The organism is Aeromicrobium sp. CFBP 8757 (genome assembly GCF_014841755.1).
Classification (GTDB): domain Bacteria; phylum Actinomycetota; class Actinomycetes; order Propionibacteriales; family Nocardioidaceae; genus Aeromicrobium.
On the sequence record NZ_JACYUM010000002.1, the window covers coordinates 193,143 to 215,819 of the forward strand.

Sequence of the window (22,677 nt, forward strand, 5' to 3'; positions counted from 1 at the left end):
GCCGCCCCGCGAGGAGCGGCCCGGGTCAGGAGAGGCCGCGCTGCAGGGCGGCGGCGGCGCGGCGGGCGGCCCTGGGTGCCGTGCGCCCCATCGAGACCATGTTGATGAAGCCGTGGATCAGCCCGTCCTCGGTCACGTGCTCGACCGGGACGCCCGCGGCGCGCAGCTTCTCGGCGTAGGCGTCGCCCTCGTCGATCAACGGGTCGAAGCCCGCCGTCACGACGTAGGCGGGGGCGACGCCCGTGACGTCACCGTGCAGCGGCGAGAGGCGCGGGTCGGACCGGTCCTCGCCGCCGACCAGGTAGTTCTCCTCGGCGAGGTCCATGAAGGCCCTGGTCAGGAAGAAGCCCTCGGCGTACGTGTCGCGGCTCGGTGCCCGCTCGGCGAAGTCGGTCGCGGGGTAGATCAGCAGCTGGAACGCCGGCGTCGGTCCGCCGGCGGCCACGGCCTGCTGCGCGACGACCGCCGCCAGGTTGCCGCCCGCGCTGTCGCCGCCCACCGCGATGCGCGTCGGGTCGATGCCGAGGCCCTGGGCGTGCTCGGCGATCCAGGCCCAGGCCGCCATCGCGTCGTCGACCGCCGCGGGGAACGGAGCCTCGGGCGCGAGCCGGTAGTCGACCGCGACGACCCGCACCTGGGCCTCCTCGGCGAGGAACCGGCACGTCGCGTCGTGACTCTCGAGGTCGCCGTAGATCCAGCCTCCGCCGTGGAAGAACAGCAGCGCCGGCGAGCGTCGCGAGAGGCCCCGCGGCGTGTAGAAGCGCAGCCGCAGCGGGCCGCCGGGGCCGTCGATCGTCCGGTCGGTCACGGCACCAATCGGCGGGTTGCCGCCGGCCAGGCGCGACGACGAGACGATGATGCGGCGGCCACGACTGATCGAGACCGACTCGGCGGCCGGGCCCTCGAGGTGCTGCAGCTTGAGCAGCAGCTGCATCTCGGGGTCGAGCGTCCGACCGGCCACGACGACGGGAGCACCCGCCAGCCGGGTCAGGACGGGCCTCGGCAGCTGCATGATCGAGCGCGCCGCGGCGCCGCGCACGGCACCGATCACCTGGGGTACGAGAGCCATGCAGGACACGGTAGCGGCACGGCGGCCCGGGGACGCTCGTTCAATCCGTGTTCACCTTTGTCTGCCATGGTGGACATGTGGACACACACGACATGGCGGTCGCCGCTCTCGAGGATCCGGCCTCCCCCGACGAGTTCGACGTCGACCCCCCGTTCGACCCCGCGCAGAGCGCACTGCCCGCCGACCGCTTCCTCGACCGCGAGCTGTCGTGGATCGCATTCAACTCCCGCGTGCTCGAGCTGGCCCAGGACGACACGCTCCCCCTGCTCGAGCGGGTGCGCTTCCTCGCGATCTTCGCCAGCAACCTCGACGAGTTCTTCATGGTGCGCATCGCGGGTCTCAAGCGGCGCATCGCGGCCGGCGTCGCGGTGCCGTCGGCCAGCGGTCTCAACCCCCGCAACGTGCTGACGCTCAGCCTCGAGGCCAGCCAGGACCTCATGTCGCGGCATGCCGAGACCTACCACTCCGAGATCGTCCCGGCCCTGGCCGAGGAGGGCATCGAGCTGCTGCACTGGGACTCGCTGCGCCCGTCCGAGCAGGAGCGGATCAGCGCCGTCTACCGCGACCGCGTGTTCCCGATCCTGACGCCCCTCGCGGTCGACCCCGCGCACCCGTTCCCGTACATCTCGGGCCTGTCACTCAACCTGGCGCTCGTCATGCGCAACCCCGCGACGGGCAAGGACCACTTCGCGCGCGTCAAGGTGCCGCCCATCATCAACCGCTGGATGGAGGCCGACCCCGGACGTCTCGTGCCGCTCGAGGAGGTCATCGCCGCCCACCTCGACCTGCTGTTCCCCGGCATGGAGCTCATCGCCCACCACGCGTTCCGGGTGACCCGCAACGAGGACCTCGAGGTCGAGGAGGACGACGCCGAGAACCTGCTCAAGGCGCTCGAGAAGGAGCTGCTGCGCCGCAAGTTCGGCCCGCCCGTGCGTCTGGAGGTCGAGGAGTCGATCGACGAGAGCGTCCTCGACCTGCTGGTCTCCGAGCTCGGCGTGCGCCCCGACGAGGTCGTCCGCCTGAAGGGCCCCCTCGACCTGCGCAGCCTCAACGAGATCGCCGACCTCGACCGTCCGGAGCTGCGCTACGACCCGTTCATCCCGGGCACGCACCAGCACCTGGCCGAGGTCGAGACGTCCAAGCCCGCCGACCTGTTCAGCGCCCTGCGCAAGCGCGACGTCCTGGTGCACCACCCGTACGACTCGTTCGCGACGAGCGTGCAGCGCTTCATCGAGCAGGCCGCGGCCGATCCGAACGTCCTGGCGATCAAGCAGACGCTGTACCGGACGTCGGGCGACTCGCCGATCATCGACTCGCTCGTCGACGCCGCGCGCGCCGGCAAGCAGGTGCTGGTGCTGGTCGAGATCAAGGCCCGCTTCGACGAGCAGGCCAACATCCGCTGGGCCCGCAAGCTCGAGCGCGCCGGCTGCCACGTCGTGTACGGCCTGGTCGGCCTCAAGACGCACTGCAAGCTCGCCCTGGTCGTGCGCGACGAGCCCGACGGGCTGCGCCGCTACGCGCACATCGGCACCGGCAACTACAACCCCAAGACGGCGCGGCTCTACGAGGACTTCGGCCTGCTGACCGCCGACCCCGCCATCACGCACGACCTCACCGATCTGTTCAACAACCTGTCGGGCTTCGCCCAGGACTTCTCGTACCAGCAGCTGCTGGTCGCACCGGCCGGGCTGCGCGACGGCATCGTCGACCGCATCGACGCCGAGATCGCGCACCACCGGGCCGGACGTCCCGCGTGCATCCGGTTCAAGGTCAACTCGCTGGTCGACGAGGCCGTCATCGACAAGCTCTACGAGGCGTCGCGGGCCGGCGTCGAGGTCGACCTCGTGATCCGCGGCATCTGCACGCTGCGCCCCGGGGTCCCCGGCCTCAGCGACACCATCCGCGTGCGCAGCATCCTCGGGCGGTTCCTCGAGCACAGCCGCATCTACTGGTTCGCCGGCGGCGGCGAGCCCGAGGCGTGGATGGGCTCGGCCGACCTCATGCACCGCAACCTCGACCGGCGCGTCGAGGTGCTGGTGCGGGTGCCGACGACCGAGCACACGCAGGCGCTGGGCGATCTGCTCGCCCGGTCCGTCGACCCCGACACGACGTCGTGGCACCTGGAGGGCGACGGCAGCTGGACGCGCCACGTCGGGTCGTCGAACCTGCAGTCGGTGCTGATCGACCGGGCCCGCTCGCGCAGGTCGCGCCAGGCCTGACCGTCGCGCCGCGGCTACCCGGTCGCGGCGTCGAGGGGGCAGCCGGCGAACAGCAGCGGACCCTCGCCGCTCATGTAGGCGGCCTTCTCGGGGTCGACCGCGAAGCGCAGCGTCGTGACGGTGCCGTCGGCGGTCGCGTCGAGCAGGTCGAGCGTGTCCTCGACGCGTCCGGTGCGACCGATGAACGGTCCGGTCGTCAGCGCCGAGCGCACCGCGAGCTGCCGCGCGGCCTCGGACGGCGACCCGAACGCCGACACGAAGCGGATCGTCTGCCCGCGTCGTCCGTCGACGAGCCCCCGCCCCGTGAAGGCCGGCGACGTCAGCGAGCCCGCCCGCGCCACCGCCGCATCGGCCTGGGCCCGCAGGGTCGGGTCGGCATCGGTCAGCGACGTCGCCCGGCAGCCGAAGGCGCGCCCCTGCACGACCGCGGAGTCCGAGCCCGCGAGGGCCTCGGCCACGTCGGCCAGCGGCCGGTCGGACAGTGCCGAGGGCGCGTCGCCGTGGATCGTGGCCAGCACATCGGACGCGTACCCGGCCCGGTCGGTGGCGACGACGAGCCTCCGGTCGCGGTCGACCGCGACGTGGGCCAGGGTGCTGGCCAGCTCGGGCGTCAGGGACGCGCCGTTCTCGGCGCCGATCGACCACACGCCGTCGCGACGGGTGTACCCCAGCTCGGCCAGGCGGTCCTCGACGTCGTCCAGCGAGACCCGCCCGGAGACGCGGGCGACCATCGCGGCCCCCGCCGTCGCCCGGCCGTACGCCTCCCAGTCGAGGTCGGCGGCCGACCACCCGTAGGCGTCGTGCATGTCCTCGACGATCCCGCCGAGGACCGATCGGGTGGTCAGGTCGCGCAGCGAGCCGGCGTCCTCGATCGACGCCCGGCCAGCGGCGGACGACGCCGAGCCGACGCCGAGTCGGGAGCGGACGGAGGCCCAGTCGGTGAAGCCCGCCACGATCGTGTCGCGGGGCAGCGCGTCGAGCGCCTGGGCGAGGGACGACCGCGCGTCGGGGGCGCGTCCCGAGGCCCACGAACCGGCGCCGACCGCGAGTGCGACGACCAGCAGCGGGGCGACGACGACCGTCAACGACCGGCGAAGTCGCACGTGGCCCACCTCCCGGATCGTCGTTCACTTCCTCAGGGGAGAATACGCGCCATGAGGGCGAGCGAACGGACGACGACGGCCGCGGGTGGAGTCGTGTGGCGCAAGCGACCCGCACCGCGCCGGCCCGATCCCCGCGTCGAGGTGCTGGTGGTCCACCGCCCGTCCTACGACGACTGGACGTTCCCGAAGGGCAAGACCGATCCCGGCGAGACGCTGCAGCAGACCGCGGTGCGCGAGATCGGCGAGGAGGCGGGGGTGCGCGTGCGCCTCGGCCACCCCCTGCGGCCCGTCACGTACGCCGTCAGCGGCGGCACCAAGGTCGTGTCGTACTGGATCGCCCGCGTGGTCGGAGCCGACGAGAGCACCCCGTTCGTGCCCAACAAGGAGGTCGACGAGATCCGCTGGGTGGGGCTCGACGAGGCCGCCACCCTGCTGACGTACGAGCACGACCTGGGTCTGCTCGAGCAGTTCCGCGAGCTGTGCGCGCACCAGGCGCACCGCACCCGCACCCTCGTCGTGGTGCGCCACGGCAAGGCCGAGCCGAGGGGTCCGCGTCACGACGACGACCTCGCCCGGCCCCTGGCCCGTGCCGGCACGGAGCGCGCCGCGGCACTGGTGCCCGTGCTCGGCGCCTACGGCGTGCAGCGCGTGGTCAGCAGCCCCGCCGTACGGTGCGCGCAGACCGTCGAGCCGTACGCGAGCTCGATCAGCACGTTCCTCGAGATCGACGACCGGCTGTCGGAGCAGACCAGCGCGACGCTCGTGCAGCGCTCGATCGGGACGCTGCTGGACCGCAAGAAGCCGATCGTGCTGTGCACGCACCGCCCGACCCTGCCGTGGGTGCTCGACGCCATCGGCGTCGATCAGCAGGACCTCGCTCCCGGCGCGGGGATCGTCGTGCACCACCGCGGCGGCGCGGTGCACGCCGTCGAACAGCTTCCCTGAGGACCACGCGCCGCGCCGGGCACGACACGACCGTTTCGGCACCGTTCACCTTCCGTTCACTCTGGCGCGCAGATCGATACACCTGCGCTCCCTACGGTCACGGAGTACGCATCATCTGATCCCAGAGAGGGACTCCCTTGAACCGCAAAAACCTGCGCGTCGCCGCTCCCGCGGCCATGCTCGCCCTCGCCCTCGGTCTGAGCGCCTGCGGCGCCGGCAACGAAGACTCCTCCTCTGACGGCGGCAGCAGCTCCGACGGCGGCAGCAGCGTCTCCGGCACCCTGAACGGCGCCGGTTCGAGCGCCCAGGAAGCGGCCGTCGCCGCCTGGAAGAAGCAGTTCCAGACCGCGAACCCCGACGCCACGGTCAACTACGACCCGGTGGGCTCGGGCGGCGGCCGCGAGCAGTTCATCGCCGGCGGCGTCCAGTTCGCCGGATCCGACGCCTACCTCGAGGACGAGGAGCTCACCAGCGCCAAGGAGAAGTGCGGCAGCGACATCGTCGAGGTCCCGACGTACGTGAGCCCCATCGCCGTCGTCTACAACCTGGACGGCGTCGACGACCTGAACCTCTCGCCGAACGTCATCGGCCAGATCTTCGAGGGCAAGATCACCAAGTGGGACGACGCGGCCATCAAGGCCGACAACCCCGACGCCGACCTGCCGGACACCGACATCACGGCCGTCCACCGCTCCGACGACTCGGGCACCACGAAGAACTTCACCGAGTACCTCGACGCGGCGTCCGAGGGTGGCTGGAGCGGCGGAGTCGTCGAGACCTGGCCCCTGAAGGGTGGCGAGGCTGCCGAAGGCACCTCCGGCGTCATCTCGGCCGTCTCCGGTGGCGACGGCACGGTCGGCTACGCCGACGAGAGCCAGGCCGGCGAGCTCGGCAAGGCCAACGTCAAGGTCGGCGACGAGTTCGTCGCCCCGACGCCCGAGGCCGCGGCCAAGGTGCTCGACACGGCCGCTCCCGTCGAGGGCCGCGACGCGACCGACATCGCCGTCGACATCGACCGCACGACGACCGAGTCGGGCGTCTACCCGATCGTCCTGGCCTCGTACCAGATCGCCTGCCAGACCTACGAGGACGCCGCCACGGCCGAGCTCGTCAAGTCCTGGCTGACCTACGTGACCAGCGCCGAGGGCCAGGACGCCGCGGCCGAGACCGCTGGCTCCGCCCCGCTCTCGGGCGACTTCGCCGCCAAGGTGAAGGCCGCGGTCGAGACGATCAAGGCAGCCTGATCCCCCGCCCGGTGGTCTGGTCGGATCCCCGACCGGACCACCGGGCTCCAGGTGGCTCCCCGGAGCCACCTCCTTCTACGTCCGCACCACTTCGCTGAAAGGCACCGCCTGTGACCAGCACGCTGGATCCCCGTCGCAAGCGCTCGACCGTCGTCCGTCCCGGTGACCGCATCTTCTCCGGCCTGTCGACGAGCGCGGGAATCCTCATCCTGCTCGTCCTGGCCGGCGTGGCCGCCTTCCTCACGATCGAGGGCATCCCCGGCATCACGGCCAGCCCCGACGAGGTCAAGAGCGGCCAGAGCTTCCTGCCGTACGTCTGGCCCCTGGTGTACGGCACCCTGCTCGCGGCGACCATCGCGCTGATCATCTCGGTGCCGGTGGCCATCGGGGTCGCGCTGTTCATCTCGCACTACTCACCGCGCAAGCTCGGCCAGGTGCTCGGCTACCTGATCGACCTGCTTGCCGCCGTCCCGAGCGTCGTGTACGGCCTCTGGGGCATCGGCTTCCTCGCGCCCAACATGGCGCCGATCTACCAGTGGCTCGAGGGCAACCTCGGCTTCATCCCCTTCTTCGCCGGCCCCGCCTCGGCCACGGGCCGCACGATCATGACCGCGTCGGTCGTGCTGGCCGTCATGATCCTGCCGATCATGACCGCGATCTGCCGCGAGATCTTCCTGCAGACGCCGCGTCTGCACGAGGAGGCCGCACTCGCCCTCGGAGCGACGCGCTGGGAGATGGCCCGCATGGCGATCTTCCCGTACGCGCGCTCGGGCATCGTCTCGGCCGCCATGCTGGGCCTCGGCCGCGCCCTCGGCGAGACCCTCGCCGTCGCGATGGTGCTGTCGGTCAGCGCCGGCACGGTCACCGCCAACCTGATCAGCAGCACCAACCCCAGCACCATCGCCGCCAACATCGCCCTGAGCTTCGGCGAGGCGAGCGGGAAGACCGTCAACGTCCTGATCGCCAGCGGCCTCGTGCTGTTCGTGATCACCTTCCTCGTCAACTTCGCTGCGCGGGCCATCGTGGACCGTCGCAAAGACTTCTCCGGAGCCAACTGATGACGACCCTGACCACCAGCAACCCCGGCAACCCGGGGCCCGTGGACGTCCACAAGGAGCTGCACGGCGATCAGCTGCCGAGGCGGGCCCCGCTGATGGTCGTCGGCGCCGGCGTCGTCGTGGCCGCCCTGCTCTTCGTCCTGGCCGACGTCAACCTGCTGCTCGCCGCGCTGGTCGTCTTCGCGATCAGCCTGGTGCTCCCGGCGTGGTCGGCCGCCGTGGAGGGCCGTCGCAAGGCGACGGACCGCCTGGTCACCGTCCTCGTCACGTCGTCGTTCGTCCTGGCGATGTTCCCGCTGTTCAGCATCCTGATCACGGTCGTCAGCAAGGGCTCCAAGGTGCTCGGCATCGAGTTCTTCACGTTCTCGATGCGCAACGTCGTCGGCGAGGGTGGCGGCATCTACCACGCGCTGGTCGGCACGCTGCTGATCACCGGTGCCGCGACCGTCATCTCGGTGCCGATCGGCCTGTTCACCGCGATCTACCTGGTCGAGTACTCCGAGGCCAACCGCCTGTCGCGCTGGATCCGCTTCCTCGTCGACGTCATGACCGGCATCCCCTCGATCGTCGCCGGACTGTTCGCCTACGCCCTGTTCGTCCTGTTCTTCGGCGAGGGCGTCCGTATGGGAATCGGCGGATCCGTGGCACTCTCGGTGCTGATGATCCCCGTCGTCGTCCGCTCCACCGAGGAGATGCTGAAGCTGGTGCCCAACGAGCTGCGCGAGGCCTCGTACGCGCTCGGCGTGCCCAAGTGGCGCACCGTCGCCAAGGTCGTCCTGCCGACGGCCCTGGCCGGCATCGTCACGGGCGTGACGCTCGCGATCGCGCGCGTCATCGGCGAGACGGCTCCCCTGCTGATCATCGCGGGCGCGACCGACTCGGTGAACTTCAACCTGTTCGACGGACGCATGGCGTCGCTGCCCGTGTTCGCCTACGCCTCCCAGCGCAACCCCGGCATCCCGCCGGAGTTCAGCATCGACCGCGCCTGGGGTGCCGCCTTCACGCTGCTCCTGATCGTCATGCTCCTCAACCTGATCGCCCGACTCGTCTCCTACTTCTTCTCGCCCAAGGGCGAGCGCTAAACCGTCCAGGAAGGACAGCACCATGGCCAAGAGCATCGACGTCTCCGACCTGAACATCTACTACGGCGACTTCCTCGCCGTCGAGGACGTGACGATCCCCATCGCGGCGAAGTCCGTCACGGCCTTCATCGGCCCCTCGGGCTGCGGCAAGTCGACCTTCCTGCGGTCGCTCAACCGCATGCACGAGGTCATCCGCGGCGCGCGCGTCGAGGGCAAGGTGCTGATCGACGGCCAGGACCTGTACGGCTCCGACATGGACCCCGTCAACGTCCGCCGCATGATCGGCATGGTCTTCCAGCGGCCCAACCCGTTCCCGACGATGTCGATCTACGACAACGTCCTGGCGGGCCAGAAGCTCAACAGCAAGCGCATGAAGAAGTCCGAGTCCGACGACATCGTCGAGCGGTCGCTGCGCAGCGCCGGCCTGTGGGCCGAGGTCAAGGACCGCCTCGACCGTCCCGGCTCGGGCCTGTCGGGCGGTCAGCAGCAGCGCCTGTGCATCGCCCGCGCGATCTCCGTCGAGCCCGAGGTGCTGCTGATGGACGAGCCGTGCTCGGCCCTCGACCCGATCTCGACCAGCGTCATCGAGGACCTCATCCACGAGCTCAAGACGCAGTACACGATCGTGATCGTCACCCACAACATGCAGCAGGCGGCTCGCGTCTCGGACGAGACCGCCTTCTTCAACCTGTCGGGTGTCGGCAAGCCGGGGCGCCTGATCGAGGTCGGCCGCACGCAGTCGATCTTCTCCAACCCCCAGGACCCGGCCACCGAGGCCTACATCCAGGGCCGGTTTGGGTGAGCCGAGGAGCGCAGCGACGAGCGTGAACCCACGCCAGCGCAGCGTGAGCGGTCCGCGGCGAAGCCGCCCCGCTGCGAGGCGCGGTGAGTGAGAGGGCTCGGGTGACCACTAGTCACCCGAGCCCTTCGTCGTGCGTCAGTCCCCCTCGCTGCGCTCACGGTCGGCCGCAAGCGGCCTCCCTGGGGGACGGAGCGTTCGCCAGGGAGCGGAGCTGGGGGACCTCCCGCAAGCGGCCTTCCTGCGGGACGGCGCTAGTTGCCGGGGATGAACATCCGCAGGACGTAGTAGGTCAGGGCGGCGACGCCGGCCGAGGCGGGGATCGTGATGATCCACGCCGTGATGATGCCGCGGGCGACGCCCCAGCGGACGGCGCTGAAGCGCTTGGTGGCGCCGGCACCCATCACGGCGGACGTCATGGTGTGCGTCGTGGAGACGGGGGCGTGCGCGCCGATCGCCATGCCGTACAGGACGATCGCGGCGGTCGACTCGGCGGCGAAGCCGCGCGGCGGGTCGAGCGCGATGATGCGACGCCCCATCGTGCGCATGATGCGCATGCCGCCCGACATCGTGCCCAGCGAGATCGCGCCCGCGGCCGACAGGATGACCCACAGCGGGATGTCGTCGTTCGCGGACGTGTGATAGCCGCCGGCGATCAGCGCGAGGACGATGACGCCCATGGTCTTCTGCGCGTCCTGCAGGCCGTGGCCGAGCGACAGGGCGGCGGCCGAGACCGTCTGCGAGAGCCGGAACCCACGGTTGACGGTGTGCGGGTTGGCGCGCCGGAAGACCCACATGATCGACGTCATGATGATGAAGGCGCCACCGAAGCCGAGGGCCGGGCTGAGCACCATCGGGATCGCGACCTTGTCGACGACCTTGTCCCAGTCGACCGAGACACCGGCCGCCAGGCCGACGCCGATGAGGCCGCCGATCAGGGCGTGCGAGGACGACGACGGGATGCCGAAGTACCACGTGATGAGGTTCCAGACGATCGCCCCGACCAGCGCGGCCAGCACGACCGTGAGGGCGTGCGACTGGCTCTGTGCCGTGATGTTGTCGAAACCGCTGAGGATGTCCTTGATCGTCTTGGCGACCCCGACCCCCAGCAGCGCTCCGACGAAGTTGAGGATGCCGGCCATCGTCAGGGCGATGCGCGGCGTCAGGGCGCGCGTCGAGACCGAGGTCGCGATCGCGTTGGCGGCGTCGTGGAAGCCGTTGGTGTAGTCGAAGAACAGGGCGATCGCGACGGTGGCGATCACCAGAGCGAGGACGAGGTCCACTCTCAGGACTCCTTGACGGCGATCTGCTCCACCGTGTTGGCGACGGACTCGAGGGCGTCGATCGCGTGCTCGAGGGAGTCGACGACGTCCTTGCGCTTGAGGACCTCGAGCGACTTGTACGTGCCACCGAAGAGGTGGGCCACGATGCGGCGGTAGGAGCGGTCGCCCTGGTTCTCGAGGCGGTTGATCTCGATCCAGTACTCGTCGAGGTCCTTCATGGTGCGCAGACGCGGCATGGCCTCGGCGGTCAGCTGCGTGGCGCGCTGCAGCACCTCGACCTGGGGGGCGAAGTCGGCCGGCAGGTCGCCGAGCTCGTAGAGACCGACGAGGTCGACGGTCTCCTCCATGAAGTCCATGACGTCGTCGAGGCTGCTCGCGAGACGGTAGATGTCCTCGCGGTCGAACGGCGTGATGAACGTCGAGTTGGCGCGCTTGACGATCTTGTGGGTCGTCTCGTCGGCCTGGTGCTCGGCCTCGCGCATCTGCTCGCCGATGGCGGCCTTGTCGGTGCTGGGGTCCAACATCTGCGCCAGCAGATTCGCTCCGTCGACGAGGTGGTTCGCCATCTCGGTGAACAAGTCGTAGAACGATGTCTCAACTGGTCGGATGCGAAAACGCACGACGAGCTCCTGTCGGTGCTGAGTAGGGCACGCCCATGCTAGAGGCACGCCGTTCACGCTCGTCAATCGCGGGTGTCGACGGTTGTTCAACCGGCTGTGGCAATGCCCAGGATCTCGTCGACCTCGCGCTGCGAGAGGCGACAGTCCGTGGCGGACGCCGCGATGATCAGGCGGCTCGTCAGCTCGATCTCGTCGAGCGCCTGGTCGTCGCGCAGGCGACTGTCCAAGGGCTCGGGCATGGTGCGCACTCCAGGGTTTCGGTCTCGGCAACGGCGGTTCCCCCGTCGCGGCGGGAGCGGCCGACGGGTGGTTGTCCCCTCCGCCGAGGCTATCCGAGCCCTCCACGTCTCCGCAGCACTATGTGCCGGTCGGGTGTCGGACGAACGTCACACGCGGGCGTCGCGGGCCCGTCGCACCAGGTCGGCCACACCCATCGCGAGCGCGACCAGCACGAACGCGATCGTGACGTGCAGGCTGTACGACAGCGCGTCGGCGAAGTCGCCGTCGCTCGAGCGCACCCGCTCGAAGAACAGCGCCAGGACGATCGCGACGCCGATCGCCGAGCCCACGCGCTGCGCGGTCTGCAGCAGTCCGCCGCCGGCTCCCGCACGGGTCGGGTCGACCTCGTCGAGCGACAGCGTGATGTTGGGGGCGATGACCAGGCCGCCACCCAGTCCTGCGAGCAGCAGCACGGGGGCGAGCTTGAGGCCGACGTCGCCGTCGAGGTGCGGCACGAGCAGGTCGACGACGACGAGCGCGGCGGCGATCATCACCAGCCCGGCGACGACGAGGAGCCGTCCGAACCGCTCGACGAGCCGTCCTCCCAGCAGCGACGACGTCGCCGAACCGACCGCGAACGGCAGCTGGGACAGACCTGCCTCGAGGGCCGAGTAGCCCAGGCCCTGCTGGAGGTAGAGCGTCAGGACGATGAAGATCGACGTGAACCCCGCGAAGTAGAACGTGCCGAGACCCAGCCCGAGGACGAACGACCGGACCTTGACGAGCGACAGGTCGAGCAGGGTCTCGCGTCCCCGCGACGTCCAGCGTCGCTCCCACGCCACGAAGACCAGGAGCAGGAGCGCCGCGACCCCGAGGAGCCACCACGGGCGTCGCGACAGGGAGTCGCCCTGGCTGCCCGTCACGAGGGGCAGGAGGACGAACAGCATCGCGGTGCCGAACAGCACGACCCCGACGGGGTCGAGCGACTGCTGGGGCCCCCGGGCCGCGGTGGGCAGGTAGCGGTGCGCCAGCACGAGCAGCAGGATGCCGATCGGGACGTTGACGTAGAACACGAGACGCCAGCCCGACTCGTCGCCGCCGAGCTGGATCAGCAGGCCTCCGAGGACGGGCCCGATCGCGGTCGACACCCCGATCGTCGCGCCGAACAGGCCGAACGCCCGCCCGCGCTCGGGCCCCTTGAACAGGTTCTGGATGAAGCCCGAGACCTGCGGGGTGATGAGCCCGCCGCCGATGCCCTGCGCGACGCGCGCCGCACCGATCCAGAGCGGTTCCTGGGCGGCTCCGCAGACCGCGCTGGCGATCGTGAACAGCGCGACGCCGGCCATGAACACCGTCTTGCGGCTGCGTGCGTCACCGAGGCGCCCGGCCGGCACCAGCACGATGCCGAAGGCCAGCGCGTAGCCGGCGACGACCCACTGGATCGTGCCGTTGCCCGCGTCGAGGCCCTCGCGGATCGACGGCAGCGCGACGTTGACGATGCTGACGTCCAGCAGCGTCATCGCCCCGGCGAGCAGGCAGACCGCCAGCGCGTGCCAGCGCCGCGAGCGCTCCTCGGGGGTCAGCTCGGTCGCGTCGGTCTCCGTCACCCGGTCAACGGTAGGCCCGCACGGCTACTGCTGCGCGCGGACGAGCGTGATGCGCTCGAGCAGCTCCTCGAGCGCCTCCTCGAACTCGGCGGCGGCGTGGTCCTCGCGGAGTCGCGCCCGCAGACGCAGGACGGTCGGGAACTGGCTGAGCTCGCCGTCGTCGCCGTCGCCGTCGTCGAGCACGTCGAGGGGGCCGATGTCGGCGCCGAGCGTCGACACCTCGAGCAGCAGGTGGCCCAGCAGGAAGCTCGTGAAGCTGCGATAGCTCGCGGCGGCCGCCTCGTCGCTGAACCCGTTGTCGGTCAGCCCCGAGAGGAACGTCTCGACCCAGTCCAGGCTGCGCAGCGGCGGTCGGAGCCACGGCGCCTCCGGGGGCCGGGATGCCACGAGCGGGAACGACCGGGGGTGGGCCAGCGCGACGCGGCGCACGCCGTGCGCGAGGCGCTGGAGGAAGTCCTGCCAGCTGGTCTCGGGGGCGGCCAGGACGTCCGGATCGGCACGCATGTCGCCGATCAGGACGTCGACGATCGCGTCGAGCAGCTCCTCCTTGCCGGGGACGTGGTGGTACAGCGACATCGCCTCGACGCCGAGCCGCGCACCCAGCCGGCGCATCGTGAGCGTCGAGAGGCCCGACTCCTCGATGTGCTCGAGGGCCGTGTCGACGATGCGACGGCGGTCGAGCTGCACGCGCGTCGACGGTGGGGCGTCGCCGAGGACGATCGCGGCGTCGGCGTCGACCTGGCCCTCGGCGTCGATCGCGCTCGGGGACGTGTCGTCGTCGCCCGGACGGATCTCATCGGCAGGTGGCACGGGGCTCTCCTCGTCGTCGGTCCATCCTCCCACCGGTGTCCCGGGCACGCCCGGGACGATCGCGGCGTGGACGTCCAGGTCGGACGTCCACGCCGCGTCCGGTCAGCGGCCGAGACCGGTGCGGTCGACCTTGCGGTGGAAGTGCATGCCGGCCAGTCCGCCGACCATCGCGCCGACCAGTGCGGCGGCGATGACGCCGACCAGGACGACGACGGCCTGCAGGCTCAGGTCGGACAGGTCGTTCGGGATGCGCGGGAAGCTGTTGAGCTCGTCGAGCACGTCGTACTTCGAGCCGGCGACGGCGCCGAGCACTGCGATGACGATCGCGATGAAGACCGTCCACCCGAACACGGCGACGCCCTGACGGATGCCGTCGAAACGGGCCATCCGACCGGCGACGTACCCGCCGCTGTAGTAGGAGACGAAGACGATCACGAGGACGAGGACGACGCCGGCCCAGCCGATCTCCTCGGCCGAGACGCCGCGGTCGCTGGCCGCGTCGGCGATGTCGGAGGCGTCCGAGGCCAGGCCGACGCCGGCGCCCGCAGCGGCGACGAGCGCCGTGAGCAGCACCGTCATGCCGGTGGCCGTGAGCCAGCCGAAGAAGGCGCAGAAGATCTTGATGCCGCCGAAGCGCTCGCTCTCGCGGTCGACGACGTCCCTACGGGTCTCGGGGTTGGGTTCGTGGGTGGTCATGGGAGCTCCTGGGGTACGGACGACCAGGACGGTCGCCGGCTGGGATGTCGCGCACGAGACAGGCTTACACCGTAAGTCCGCGTCGTGCGTGGCGTGCGGGTACCCCGGGACGGGTCCGCCATGCATCGCGACCCGGTCGTGTCGCGGATCACCCCGGCTGCGGGTCTTCGCGGGGCGAGGGGCACAGTGACGGGGTGACGTCGGACTCCACGGACCCCACGAGCTGGCTGCTGACGCCCGACGAGCGCGGGAACCCCCACACCCGCCTGGACGACGCGCACCCCGGCCGAGCCTGGTCGCGGGGCAACGACGTCCGCCCGCTCGTGCACGGCGCGACGTACTTCGCCGAGCTGTTCGAGCGGATCGAGGCGACGCGCGCGGGCGACCTCGTGTTCTTCACCGACTGGCAGGGCGACGCCGACGAGCGCCTGACGGGCGAGCCCGGCAGCGAGGTCGTCGAGGTGCTCGGCCGGGCCGACGAGCGCGGCGTCGACGTCCGCGGTCTGGTGTGGCGCTCGCACTGGGAGGGCTTCGGGTTCACGGCCCGCGAGAACCGGCACCTCGGGGAGCAGCTGCAGGCCCGCGGCGCCGAGGTGCTGCTCGACATGCGGGTGCGGCTCGGCGGGTCGCACCACCAGAAGATGGTCGTCATCCGGCACCGCGACGACCCGGCACGCGACATCGCGTACGTCGGCGGCATCGACCTGTGCCACTCACGGCGCGACGACGCCGACCACCACGGTGACCCCCAGGCGCTCGACATGGCCGACGAGTACGGCCCGACCCCGCCGTGGCACGACCTGCAGGCCGCGATCACGGGCCCGGCCGTGCACGACGTCGAGACGGTGTTCCGCGAGCGGTGGGAGGACCCGACGCCGCTCAGCCGCAGCCCGATCAACCTCGTGTCCGACCTCGTGCACCGTCTCGACCGCAGCCCCGATCCCCTGCCCGAGCAGGCGCCCCCTCCCCCGGAGGTGCCGGGCGCGACGCACGCCGTCCAGCTGCTGCGGACGTACCCCGACCTGAGGGCCGACCGCGACTACGAGTTCGCGAACGGTGGCGAGCGCAGCGTCGCCCGCGGCTACTCCAAGGCGCTGCTCAAGGCGCGGCACCTCGTCTACGTCGAGGACCAGTACCTGTGGGGCACCCACGTGGGCGACGTGTTCACCGAGGCGCTGCGACGCCACCGCGACCTGCACGTCGTCGCGGTCGTCCCGCTCCACCCCGACCTCGAGGGGGCGTCGCGCACGGCCCAGCTGCTCGGTCGCCGTCGCGCGATGCTCGCGATGCAGCGCGCGGCGCCCGACCGCGTCGCGGTGTTCGGCATCGAGAACCACGCCGGCACGCCGGTCTACGTCCACGCCAAGACGTGCGTCATCGACGACGTCTGGTCGACGATCGGCTCGGACAACTTCAACCGTCGGTCGTGGACGCACGACTCGGAGCTCTCGGCCGTCGTGGTCGACCTCGCCGACGCCGACGGGGACGGGGACGCCGGTCCGACCTACGCGCGACGGCTCCGGCTCACCCTGGCGGCCGAGCACCTCGACCGCGATCCCGCGACCGACCCCATGGACGACTGCGTCGACGCGGCCGGCATGTTCGAGGCGTTCGTCGCCAGCGCCCAGCGCCTGGACGACTGGTACGACGGCGGGAGCGTCGGCCCGCGCCCGCCCGGGCGGCTGCGACGTCTCCGACCCCCGCACCTGAGTCGGTGGAGGCGCGCCGCGGCGACCGTCCCGTACCTGCTGCTGCACGACCCCGACGGCCGCCCGCGACGTCTGCGCGGCACCGACGACTTCTGACCGTGCGCCGCACGAGAGACTGACCGGGTGGCACACCAGAAGGTCGACATCGAGCTGCGCGTCCTGCACGTCCGCGCCGAGACCCCCCAGCACCTCAGCATCGTGTTCGAGCGGCCCCGCGGCTTCGACTACGAGGCCGGCGACTGGATCGACCTGGCCTTCGCCGACGAGCTGCGCGGCGGACGGACGTACTCCCTGTCGTCGTCGCCCACCGAGCCCGACCTGATGATCACGTTCAAGGAGGGCCAGAGCGAGGTCAAGCGCGCCCTGGCCGGCGCAACCCCCGGCGACCGCATGCGCATCACGGCCTACGGCAACGACTACGAGTTCCAGCTCGCCGAGCACCGCGACAGCGTGCTGATCGCCGGCGGCGTCGGCGTCGCGCCGTTCCGCAGCATGATGAAGGAGATGGTGGACGCGCGGCGGTCCGGATCGCTCGAGCTGGTCTACCTCAACGGCACCGACGACTTCCTGTTCAAGGACGAGCTCGACGCGTGGCAGGCCGAGCTGCCCGACGCACGCGTCGACTACATCGTCACGAAGGGCCTGAAGCGCAAGGACCGCGAGCGGATGCTGCGCGAGATCATCTCGGTCACGGCGCACCTCTACTACGTCGCCGGCGCCGAGGGGATGATCGAGTCGACCGAGGCGCTGCTCGACACGATGGGCGTCGACCACGACGACATCCGCATCGACAGCTTCGGCGGCTACTGAGACAGGGGCCCGTCGGTGGGTGGGATCGCGATCACGTGAGAGACTGGGACTTTGGTCCCAATGCACGGGGGAATGCATGGCACAGATCATGGTCGGACCGACTCTCGCCGACCGGGAGATCGAGCGTTACCACGTGCTCGACCGCGCCCCGGGGCGTGACCTGCAGTCGCTCGTCGACCTGATCGCCGAGATCTGCGACGTGCCGCACGCGGCCATCAACATGATCACCAGCACCCAGCAGCACCAGATCGTGACGGCCGGCTTCGAGCGGTCGATCTGTGCGCGCGACGACTCGATGTGCGCGATCGTCATGGGCGAGCCCCACCCGATCGTCGTCGCCGACGCCAGCGCCGACGACCGCTTCAAGGACAACCCCTTCGTCACGGGCGACATCGGATCGGTGCGCTTCTACGCGTCCGCGCCCATCTCGACACCCGACGGCGTCCCGATCGGGCGGCTCTGCGTGTTCGACGACGTCTCCCGCGAGCTGACGGCGGTGCAGCAGCAGGCCCTGGGCGTCATGGCGTCGCAGGTCATGGACCTGCTCGAGCTGCGCTACCGCAGCCAGGCGCTCGAGGACTCGCTCCAGGAGCTGACGCGGGCGCAGGACGAGCTGCGGCGCTCCAACGAGCACCTGACGCAGTTCGCCGGTCAGGTCAGCCACGACCTGCGCACCCCCCTGACCGCGATCCTGGTGAACGCCGAGCTGCTGGCGACCGAGCCCGCCGTCGAGGGCGACGTCGAGGTCGCCCAGATGGTCGGGGCGGTCGAGCAGGCCGGCCACCGGATGGACGCCATGATCCAGCAGATGCTGTCATTCGCGCAGCAGGGCGGACGACTGCGCAGCGCCGAGGTCGACCTGCGCCGCGTGCTCGACCTGGTGCTGACCGACGTCGCGCCGCTCGTCGGCCACAGCGAGGCCGCGATCGAGGTCGGCGAGCTGCCCCGCGTCCCGGGGGACGCCGACCTCCTCTACTCGGTGCTGCTGAACCTGGTCACCAACGCGATCAAGTTCGTCCGGCCCGGGCAGCACCCCCGCGTGACGGTCGGCGCCGAGCGGCGAGGGCGCACCTGGCGCGTCACGGTCGACGACGACGGCATCGGCGTGGCGCCCGACCGGCGCGAGGCGATGTTCGAGCTGCACACCCGCGTGACCCACGACCTGCCCGGTCACGGCATCGGCCTCGCGACGGCGCGGCGCATCGTCGAGGCGCACGGCGGCACGATCGGGATGGACGGCACGGCCTCCGGCGGCACGCGGGTCTGGATCGACCTGCCGGCGTAGGTCGCGGGCGGCGCGACGCCCCTTCGGCGGGTGGTGCCGAAGTGTGGAGTGCGTGGGGAGTTCGTGTGGAGATCGCGTGGATCTCGGCTCCCTAGGTTGGTGTCACCAGCCAACGCAGCACCCCCCACCCGGGCCCCGACCGCACTCAGCGAGGGTCCACCAGCCGAAGGACCACCGCCATGAAGACCAAGAAGATCCTCCTCCCCCTCGCCACCCTCGTCGCCGCCGGCGCCATCGCGGTCGGATCGGGTGCCACGTTCACCTCCACCAGCGCCAACACGATCAGCTCGGTCACCTCCGGCACGCTGACGCAGAGCAACTCCAAGGCCAACGCCGCGATCTTCAACCTGACCAACATCAAGCCCGGCGACGTCGTCAACGGCAGCCTCACGATCAAGAACACCGGCTCGCTGCCGGCCACCTTCTCGCTCACCGAGACCTCGTCGGTCAACGGCTTCACGGCCACGAACCTGACGCTCGACATCACGAACGCCACGACCGGCACCAAGGTCTGGTCGGGCACGTTCGGCGACCTGGTCGACGGCACCAAGAACGACCTCGGCCTCGTCGCCCCCGGCGTCTCGAACGACTACACGTTCAGCGCCAAGCTGGCCGCGACGACGCCCAACGCCGACCAGGGCAAGACCGCCTCGGCCGCGTTCCAGTGGGACTCGGTCCAGGCCGACGCCACCACGACCAACCAGTGAGCCGTGCCGGGGCGCCGCACGGCGCCCCGGCACCCGCCAGACCATCCGACGACAGGTCCTGAGAGGACGCCCCATGAGCACGCACCGTGAACCCCGCCGCGGCACCGCCTCGCGCGTCGGCTCCTGGCTGGTCAACATCGTGATGGTCCTGGCCACGGTGGCCGGGATCGGGTACCTGGCTCCCAGCCTGTTCGGCTACGAGCGCTACGTCATCACCGGCGGATCGATGTCGGGCACCTTCGAGAAGGGCTCGATCGCCTTCGAGGAGCGCGTGCCCGTGGAGGACGTCAAGGTCGGCGACGTCATCACGTACCTGCCGCCCGCCGACAGCGGCACGAACCACCTCGTCACGCACCGCGTCATCTCCGACACCGTCCTGCCGACCGGTCAGCGCCAGCTGCAGACCCAGGGTGACGCCAACCCCGACCCCGACCCGTGGACGTTCGCCCTGACGGGCGACACGCAGCCCGTCGTCCGCACGACCGTCCCGCTCGCCGGCTGGATCTTCGTCGCGCTGGCCGACCGCGAGACGCGCATGATCGCGATCGGCGTCCCCGCCGGGCTGATCGCCCTCGCGAGCCTGGTCGAGCTCGGACGCGGCATCGGCGGGGCCCGCCGCGACCGGCGCGAGAAGCGCGAGCCGGCCGTCGCCGCCGCCTCCGCGAGCGTCGAGCCGGCCCGCATGCTCGTCCACGCCTGACCCACCCGACGACGTCGCGCACGACGCCTCCAAGACGTGGAGGAGAGCGGGAGATCGTGTGGAGATCGCGTGGATCTCAGCTCCCTAGGTTGTTGTCACCAGCCAACGCAGCGCCCCTCACCCGGACCTTCTGGTCCACCAGCCGAAGGACCACCGCCATGAAGACCAAGAAGATCCTCCTCCCCCTCGCCACCCTCGTCGCCGCCGGCGCCATCGCGGTCGGATCGGGTGCCACGTTCACCTCCACCAGCGCCAACACGATCAGCTCGGTCACCTCCGGCACGCTGACGCAGAGCAACTCCAAGGCCAACGCCGCGATCTTCAACCTGACCAACATCAAGCCCGGCGACGTCGTCAACGGCAGCCTCACGATCAAGAACACCGGCTCGCTGCCGGCCACCTTCTCGCTCACCGAGACCTCGTCGGCCAACGCCTTCACGGCCACCAACCTGACGATGACGATCACCAACACGACGACCAACAAGGTCGTCTACACCGGCACCTTCGGCGGCCTCGTCGACGGCACCAAGAACGACCTCGGTCTCGTCGCCCCCGGCGTCTCGAACGACTACACGTTCAGCGTCAAGCTCGACCAGGCCACCCCCAACACCGACCAGGGCAAGACCGCCTCGGCCGCGTACCAGTGGGACTCGGTCCAGGCCGACGCCACCACGACCAACCAGTAGCCCCCCTACCTGCCGGCCTCTCCCAGGCCGGCGCGGACCGTGCCGTCGACCTCCCCCGGGTCGGCGGCACTTCTGCGTCCGTCCGCAGTTGTGGAGGAGATCGGGAGATCGTGTGGAGATCGCGTGGATCGGCTCTTCCTAGGCTTGAGCCATGAAGTCGACGACACCCCGACACCGTGAGGTGGCAGCCCGCACGCACCGGCTGCCGCTGCTGGTCGTCGCGCTGCTCGTCGTCGTCGCCGCCGTCGCCATGACGGGCTCGTCGTCCGCCTCGTTCGTCGCCAGCACCGGCTCCACCGGCACCGTCAGCGCCGCCGCCGACTGGACGCCCCCGACCGTCGCCGTCACCGCACCCGCAGCGGGCACGGCCGTCAAGGGCACCGTCTCGGTCACCGCCTCCGCGTCGGACGCCGACTCCGGCGTCGCGACCGTCACCGTCCAGCGCGCCGCCGCCGGCACCTCGACCTGGACGACGATCTGCACCACGTCGACCGCGCCGTACACCTGCAGCTGGAGCACGACGGCGCTCGCCGACGGCGGCCACGACCTGCGCGCGGTGGCCGTCGACAAGGCGGGCAACTCCGCCACGTCCGCGTCGGTCCGCACCACGGTCGCCAACAGCCTGACCGTCGTCCTGGCCCGCCCGGGCGACATCCTGCGCGGGAACGTCTCGACCACGACGACCGTCAGCGACGCCGGCTCGCTCACGCCCTCGGTGCGCGTCGAGTACGCGCCGGCCGGCACGACCACCTGGACGACCCTGTGCACCGCGGCGTCCGCCCCCTACACCTGCTCGACCAGCACGACGTCGCTGGCCAACGGCACCTACGACCTGCGATCGGTCGCGGTGGCCGGTGGCACGACGTACGCCTCGGCCACCGTCGCGGGCGTCGTCGTCGACAACCTCGGGCCGACCGTCACGATGACCGACCCGGGCTCGCCCCTCAAGGGCACCAAGACGTTCGCCGCGACGGCGTCCGACGCGCACTCCGGTGTCGCGAAGGTCGTCGTCCAGGCCTCGACCGGCTCGGGCTGGTCCGACCTCTGCACCGTCTCGAGCGCGCCGTACTCGTGCTCGGTCGACACCACGACGCTGGCCAACGGCACCTACTCCTTCCGGGCCACCGCCACCGACCGCGCCGGCAACAGCACGACGTCGGCCGTCGTCGCCAACCGCGTCGTGCAGAACACCGTCTCGTCGGTGACGCTGACGGCGCCCGGCGCGTACCTGAAGGGCAGCGTCACCCTGAACGCGTCCGCCACGTCGACCGGGACGATCGCCTCGGTCAGGATCCAGCGATCCGTCGCCGGCGCCGACAGCTGGACCGACATCTGCACCGACACCACGTCGCCCTACTCCTGCTCGTTCACCACCACGCAGGTCGCCGACGGCGCCTACGACCTGCGCGCCGTCGTGACCGACTCCGAGGGTCGCTCCACGGCGTCCGCCGTCGTCACGAACCGCGTCGTCGACAACACGCCCGGCAAGGGCGTCGACATCCAGACGACCAACGGCGGCACGGCCGGGCGCATCGACGCCGGCGACACGGTGGTCTTCACCTTCAGCGAGCAGATGGACCTCAGCTCGATCTACAGCGGCTGGTCGGGCACCGCGACGTCCGGGACGCAGCGGGTCCGGGGCGGCTTCTTCAGCACGGACGTGCTGGACGTCAGCTCGCCGGCCGGTGTCCGGCTCGGCACCGTCGACCTCAACGCCAACTTCGCCTCGATCTTCGCCGACGCGGTCAGCGACGTCTCGATCTCGGCGGCCACGGTCACGGTCGACGGCGTCGCCCGCACCGTCGTGACCATCCGGGTGCTCAACGCCAGCGGCCTGCAGGCCACGACGCCGGCCAACCTGGTGTGGCGTCCGTCCGGGTCGGTCCTCGACCTGGCCGGCAACGCGATGAGCACGACGGCCGTCACCGAGTCCGGCCCCCTGGACCTGGACTTCTGATGACGACCACGACGCCCGACGGCGCAGTCGACGACTCGACCTCCGCGGAAGACGATCCCCGTATGCTCT

21 protein-coding genes are annotated in these 22,677 nt (G+C 70.8%); 13 read left to right on the top strand and 8 right to left on the bottom strand.

Features of this window, described 5'->3' with window-relative positions:
• Positions 1-25 precede the first annotated feature (25 nt).
• The gene (locus IFT73_RS07825; RefSeq protein ID WP_192167150.1) at positions 26-1,069 is read right to left on the bottom strand and encodes an alpha/beta hydrolase; all 1,044 of its coding nucleotides are present in this window, start codon (positions 1,067-1,069) and stop codon (positions 26-28) included.
• Between the two features lie 92 nt (positions 1,070-1,161).
• Here IFT73_RS07825 and IFT73_RS07830 point away from each other — a divergent pair, with 92 nt between their 5' ends.
• A complete protein-coding gene (locus IFT73_RS07830; protein ID WP_192167427.1) occupies positions 1,162-3,288 on the top strand; it encodes an RNA degradosome polyphosphate kinase in 2,127 nt (708 codons plus the stop codon).
• Between the two features lie 14 nt (positions 3,289-3,302).
• On the opposite strand, the gene IFT73_RS07835 is transcribed toward IFT73_RS07830, so the two are convergent.
• Entirely contained in the window at positions 3,303-4,391 is a 1,089-nt protein-coding gene (locus IFT73_RS07835; RefSeq protein ID WP_192167151.1) for a hypothetical protein, read from the bottom strand.
• A 51-nt stretch (positions 4,392-4,442) separates the two neighbouring features.
• On the opposite strand from IFT73_RS07835, the gene IFT73_RS07840 reads away from it, so the two are divergent.
• The 5 genes from IFT73_RS07840 (at position 4,443) to pstB (ending at position 9,522) form a co-directional block, all read left to right on the top strand.
• Positions 4,443-5,336 (top strand): NUDIX hydrolase, encoded by an 894-nt coding sequence (locus IFT73_RS07840; protein ID WP_192167152.1) that lies wholly within the window; start codon positions 4,443-4,445, stop codon positions 5,334-5,336.
• Positions 5,337-5,473: 137 nt separating this feature from the next.
• On the top strand, positions 5,474-6,580 hold the full coding sequence (gene pstS, locus IFT73_RS07845) for a phosphate ABC transporter substrate-binding protein PstS (RefSeq protein ID WP_244633147.1): 1,107 nt from the start codon (positions 5,474-5,476) through the stop codon (positions 6,578-6,580).
• A gap of 110 nt (positions 6,581-6,690) precedes the next feature.
• Positions 6,691-7,638, top strand: a complete 948-nt coding sequence (pstC, locus tag IFT73_RS07850) for a phosphate ABC transporter permease subunit PstC (RefSeq protein ID WP_192167153.1) — start codon at positions 6,691-6,693, stop codon at positions 7,636-7,638.
• Complete coding sequence (pstA, locus tag IFT73_RS07855) at positions 7,638-8,720, top strand: phosphate ABC transporter permease PstA (protein WP_192167154.1); 1,083 nt, start codon at positions 7,638-7,640, stop codon at positions 8,718-8,720. Before pstC ends, pstA begins: the two co-directional genes overlap by 1 nt.
• Before the next feature lie 22 nt (positions 8,721-8,742).
• A complete protein-coding gene (pstB, locus tag IFT73_RS07860) occupies positions 8,743-9,522 on the top strand; it encodes a phosphate ABC transporter ATP-binding protein PstB (RefSeq protein WP_056611885.1) in 780 nt (259 codons plus the stop codon).
• A gap of 251 nt (positions 9,523-9,773) precedes the next feature.
• Here pstB and IFT73_RS07865 read toward each other — a convergent pair whose 3' ends face one another.
• From IFT73_RS07865 to IFT73_RS07890, 6 genes are all read right to left on the bottom strand, one after another.
• A complete protein-coding gene (locus IFT73_RS07865) occupies positions 9,774-10,802 on the bottom strand; it encodes an inorganic phosphate transporter (RefSeq protein ID WP_056611882.1) in 1,029 nt (342 codons plus the stop codon).
• 2 nt (positions 10,803-10,804) lie between these two features.
• The gene (locus tag IFT73_RS07870) at positions 10,805-11,422 is read right to left on the bottom strand and encodes a DUF47 domain-containing protein (protein ID WP_056611879.1); all 618 of its coding nucleotides are present in this window, start codon (positions 11,420-11,422) and stop codon (positions 10,805-10,807) included.
• Positions 11,423-11,508: 86 nt separating this feature from the next.
• Entirely contained in the window at positions 11,509-11,661 is a 153-nt protein-coding gene (locus tag IFT73_RS07875) for a hypothetical protein (RefSeq protein ID WP_192167155.1), read from the bottom strand.
• A gap of 147 nt (positions 11,662-11,808) precedes the next feature.
• Positions 11,809-13,248 (bottom strand): MFS transporter, encoded by a 1,440-nt coding sequence (locus tag IFT73_RS07880; RefSeq protein WP_197983838.1) that lies wholly within the window; start codon positions 13,246-13,248, stop codon positions 11,809-11,811.
• Positions 13,249-13,272: 24 nt separating this feature from the next.
• Positions 13,273-14,058 (bottom strand): TetR/AcrR family transcriptional regulator C-terminal domain-containing protein, encoded by a 786-nt coding sequence (locus IFT73_RS07885; protein WP_197983840.1) that lies wholly within the window; start codon positions 14,056-14,058, stop codon positions 13,273-13,275.
• A gap of 102 nt (positions 14,059-14,160) precedes the next feature.
• Positions 14,161-14,754, bottom strand: a complete 594-nt coding sequence (locus IFT73_RS07890; RefSeq protein ID WP_056611873.1) for a hypothetical protein — start codon at positions 14,752-14,754, stop codon at positions 14,161-14,163.
• Between the two features lie 194 nt (positions 14,755-14,948).
• On the opposite strand from IFT73_RS07890, the gene IFT73_RS19400 reads away from it, so the two are divergent.
• The 7 genes from IFT73_RS19400 to IFT73_RS07925 all read left to right on the top strand — a co-directional run bounded on the left by IFT73_RS19400 (position 14,949) and on the right by IFT73_RS07925 (position 22,608).
• On the top strand, positions 14,949-16,559 hold the full coding sequence (locus IFT73_RS19400) for a phosphatidylserine/phosphatidylglycerophosphate/cardiolipin synthase family protein (protein ID WP_371811199.1): 1,611 nt from the start codon (positions 14,949-14,951) through the stop codon (positions 16,557-16,559).
• Between the two features lie 27 nt (positions 16,560-16,586).
• Positions 16,587-17,273 carry an FAD-dependent oxidoreductase gene (locus IFT73_RS19555; RefSeq protein ID WP_192167157.1) on the top strand — a complete coding sequence of 229 codons (687 nt, stop codon included), beginning with the start codon at positions 16,587-16,589 and terminating at the stop codon, positions 17,271-17,273.
• A 76-nt stretch (positions 17,274-17,349) separates the two neighbouring features.
• Positions 17,350-18,558 (top strand): ATP-binding protein, encoded by a 1,209-nt coding sequence (locus tag IFT73_RS07905; protein WP_192167158.1) that lies wholly within the window; start codon positions 17,350-17,352, stop codon positions 18,556-18,558.
• Between the two features lie 179 nt (positions 18,559-18,737).
• A complete protein-coding gene (locus IFT73_RS07910) occupies positions 18,738-19,265 on the top strand; it encodes a TasA family protein (protein ID WP_192167159.1) in 528 nt (175 codons plus the stop codon).
• Between the two features lie 73 nt (positions 19,266-19,338).
• Positions 19,339-19,965 (top strand): signal peptidase I, encoded by a 627-nt coding sequence (locus IFT73_RS07915; protein WP_197983841.1) that lies wholly within the window; start codon positions 19,339-19,341, stop codon positions 19,963-19,965.
• Positions 19,966-20,123: 158 nt separating this feature from the next.
• Positions 20,124-20,651 (top strand): TasA family protein, encoded by a 528-nt coding sequence (locus tag IFT73_RS07920; protein WP_192167160.1) that lies wholly within the window; start codon positions 20,124-20,126, stop codon positions 20,649-20,651.
• A 151-nt stretch (positions 20,652-20,802) separates the two neighbouring features.
• The gene (locus IFT73_RS07925) at positions 20,803-22,608 is read left to right on the top strand and encodes an Ig-like domain-containing protein (protein WP_192167161.1); all 1,806 of its coding nucleotides are present in this window, start codon (positions 20,803-20,805) and stop codon (positions 22,606-22,608) included.
• The last annotated feature ends 69 nt before the right edge of the window (positions 22,609-22,677 follow it).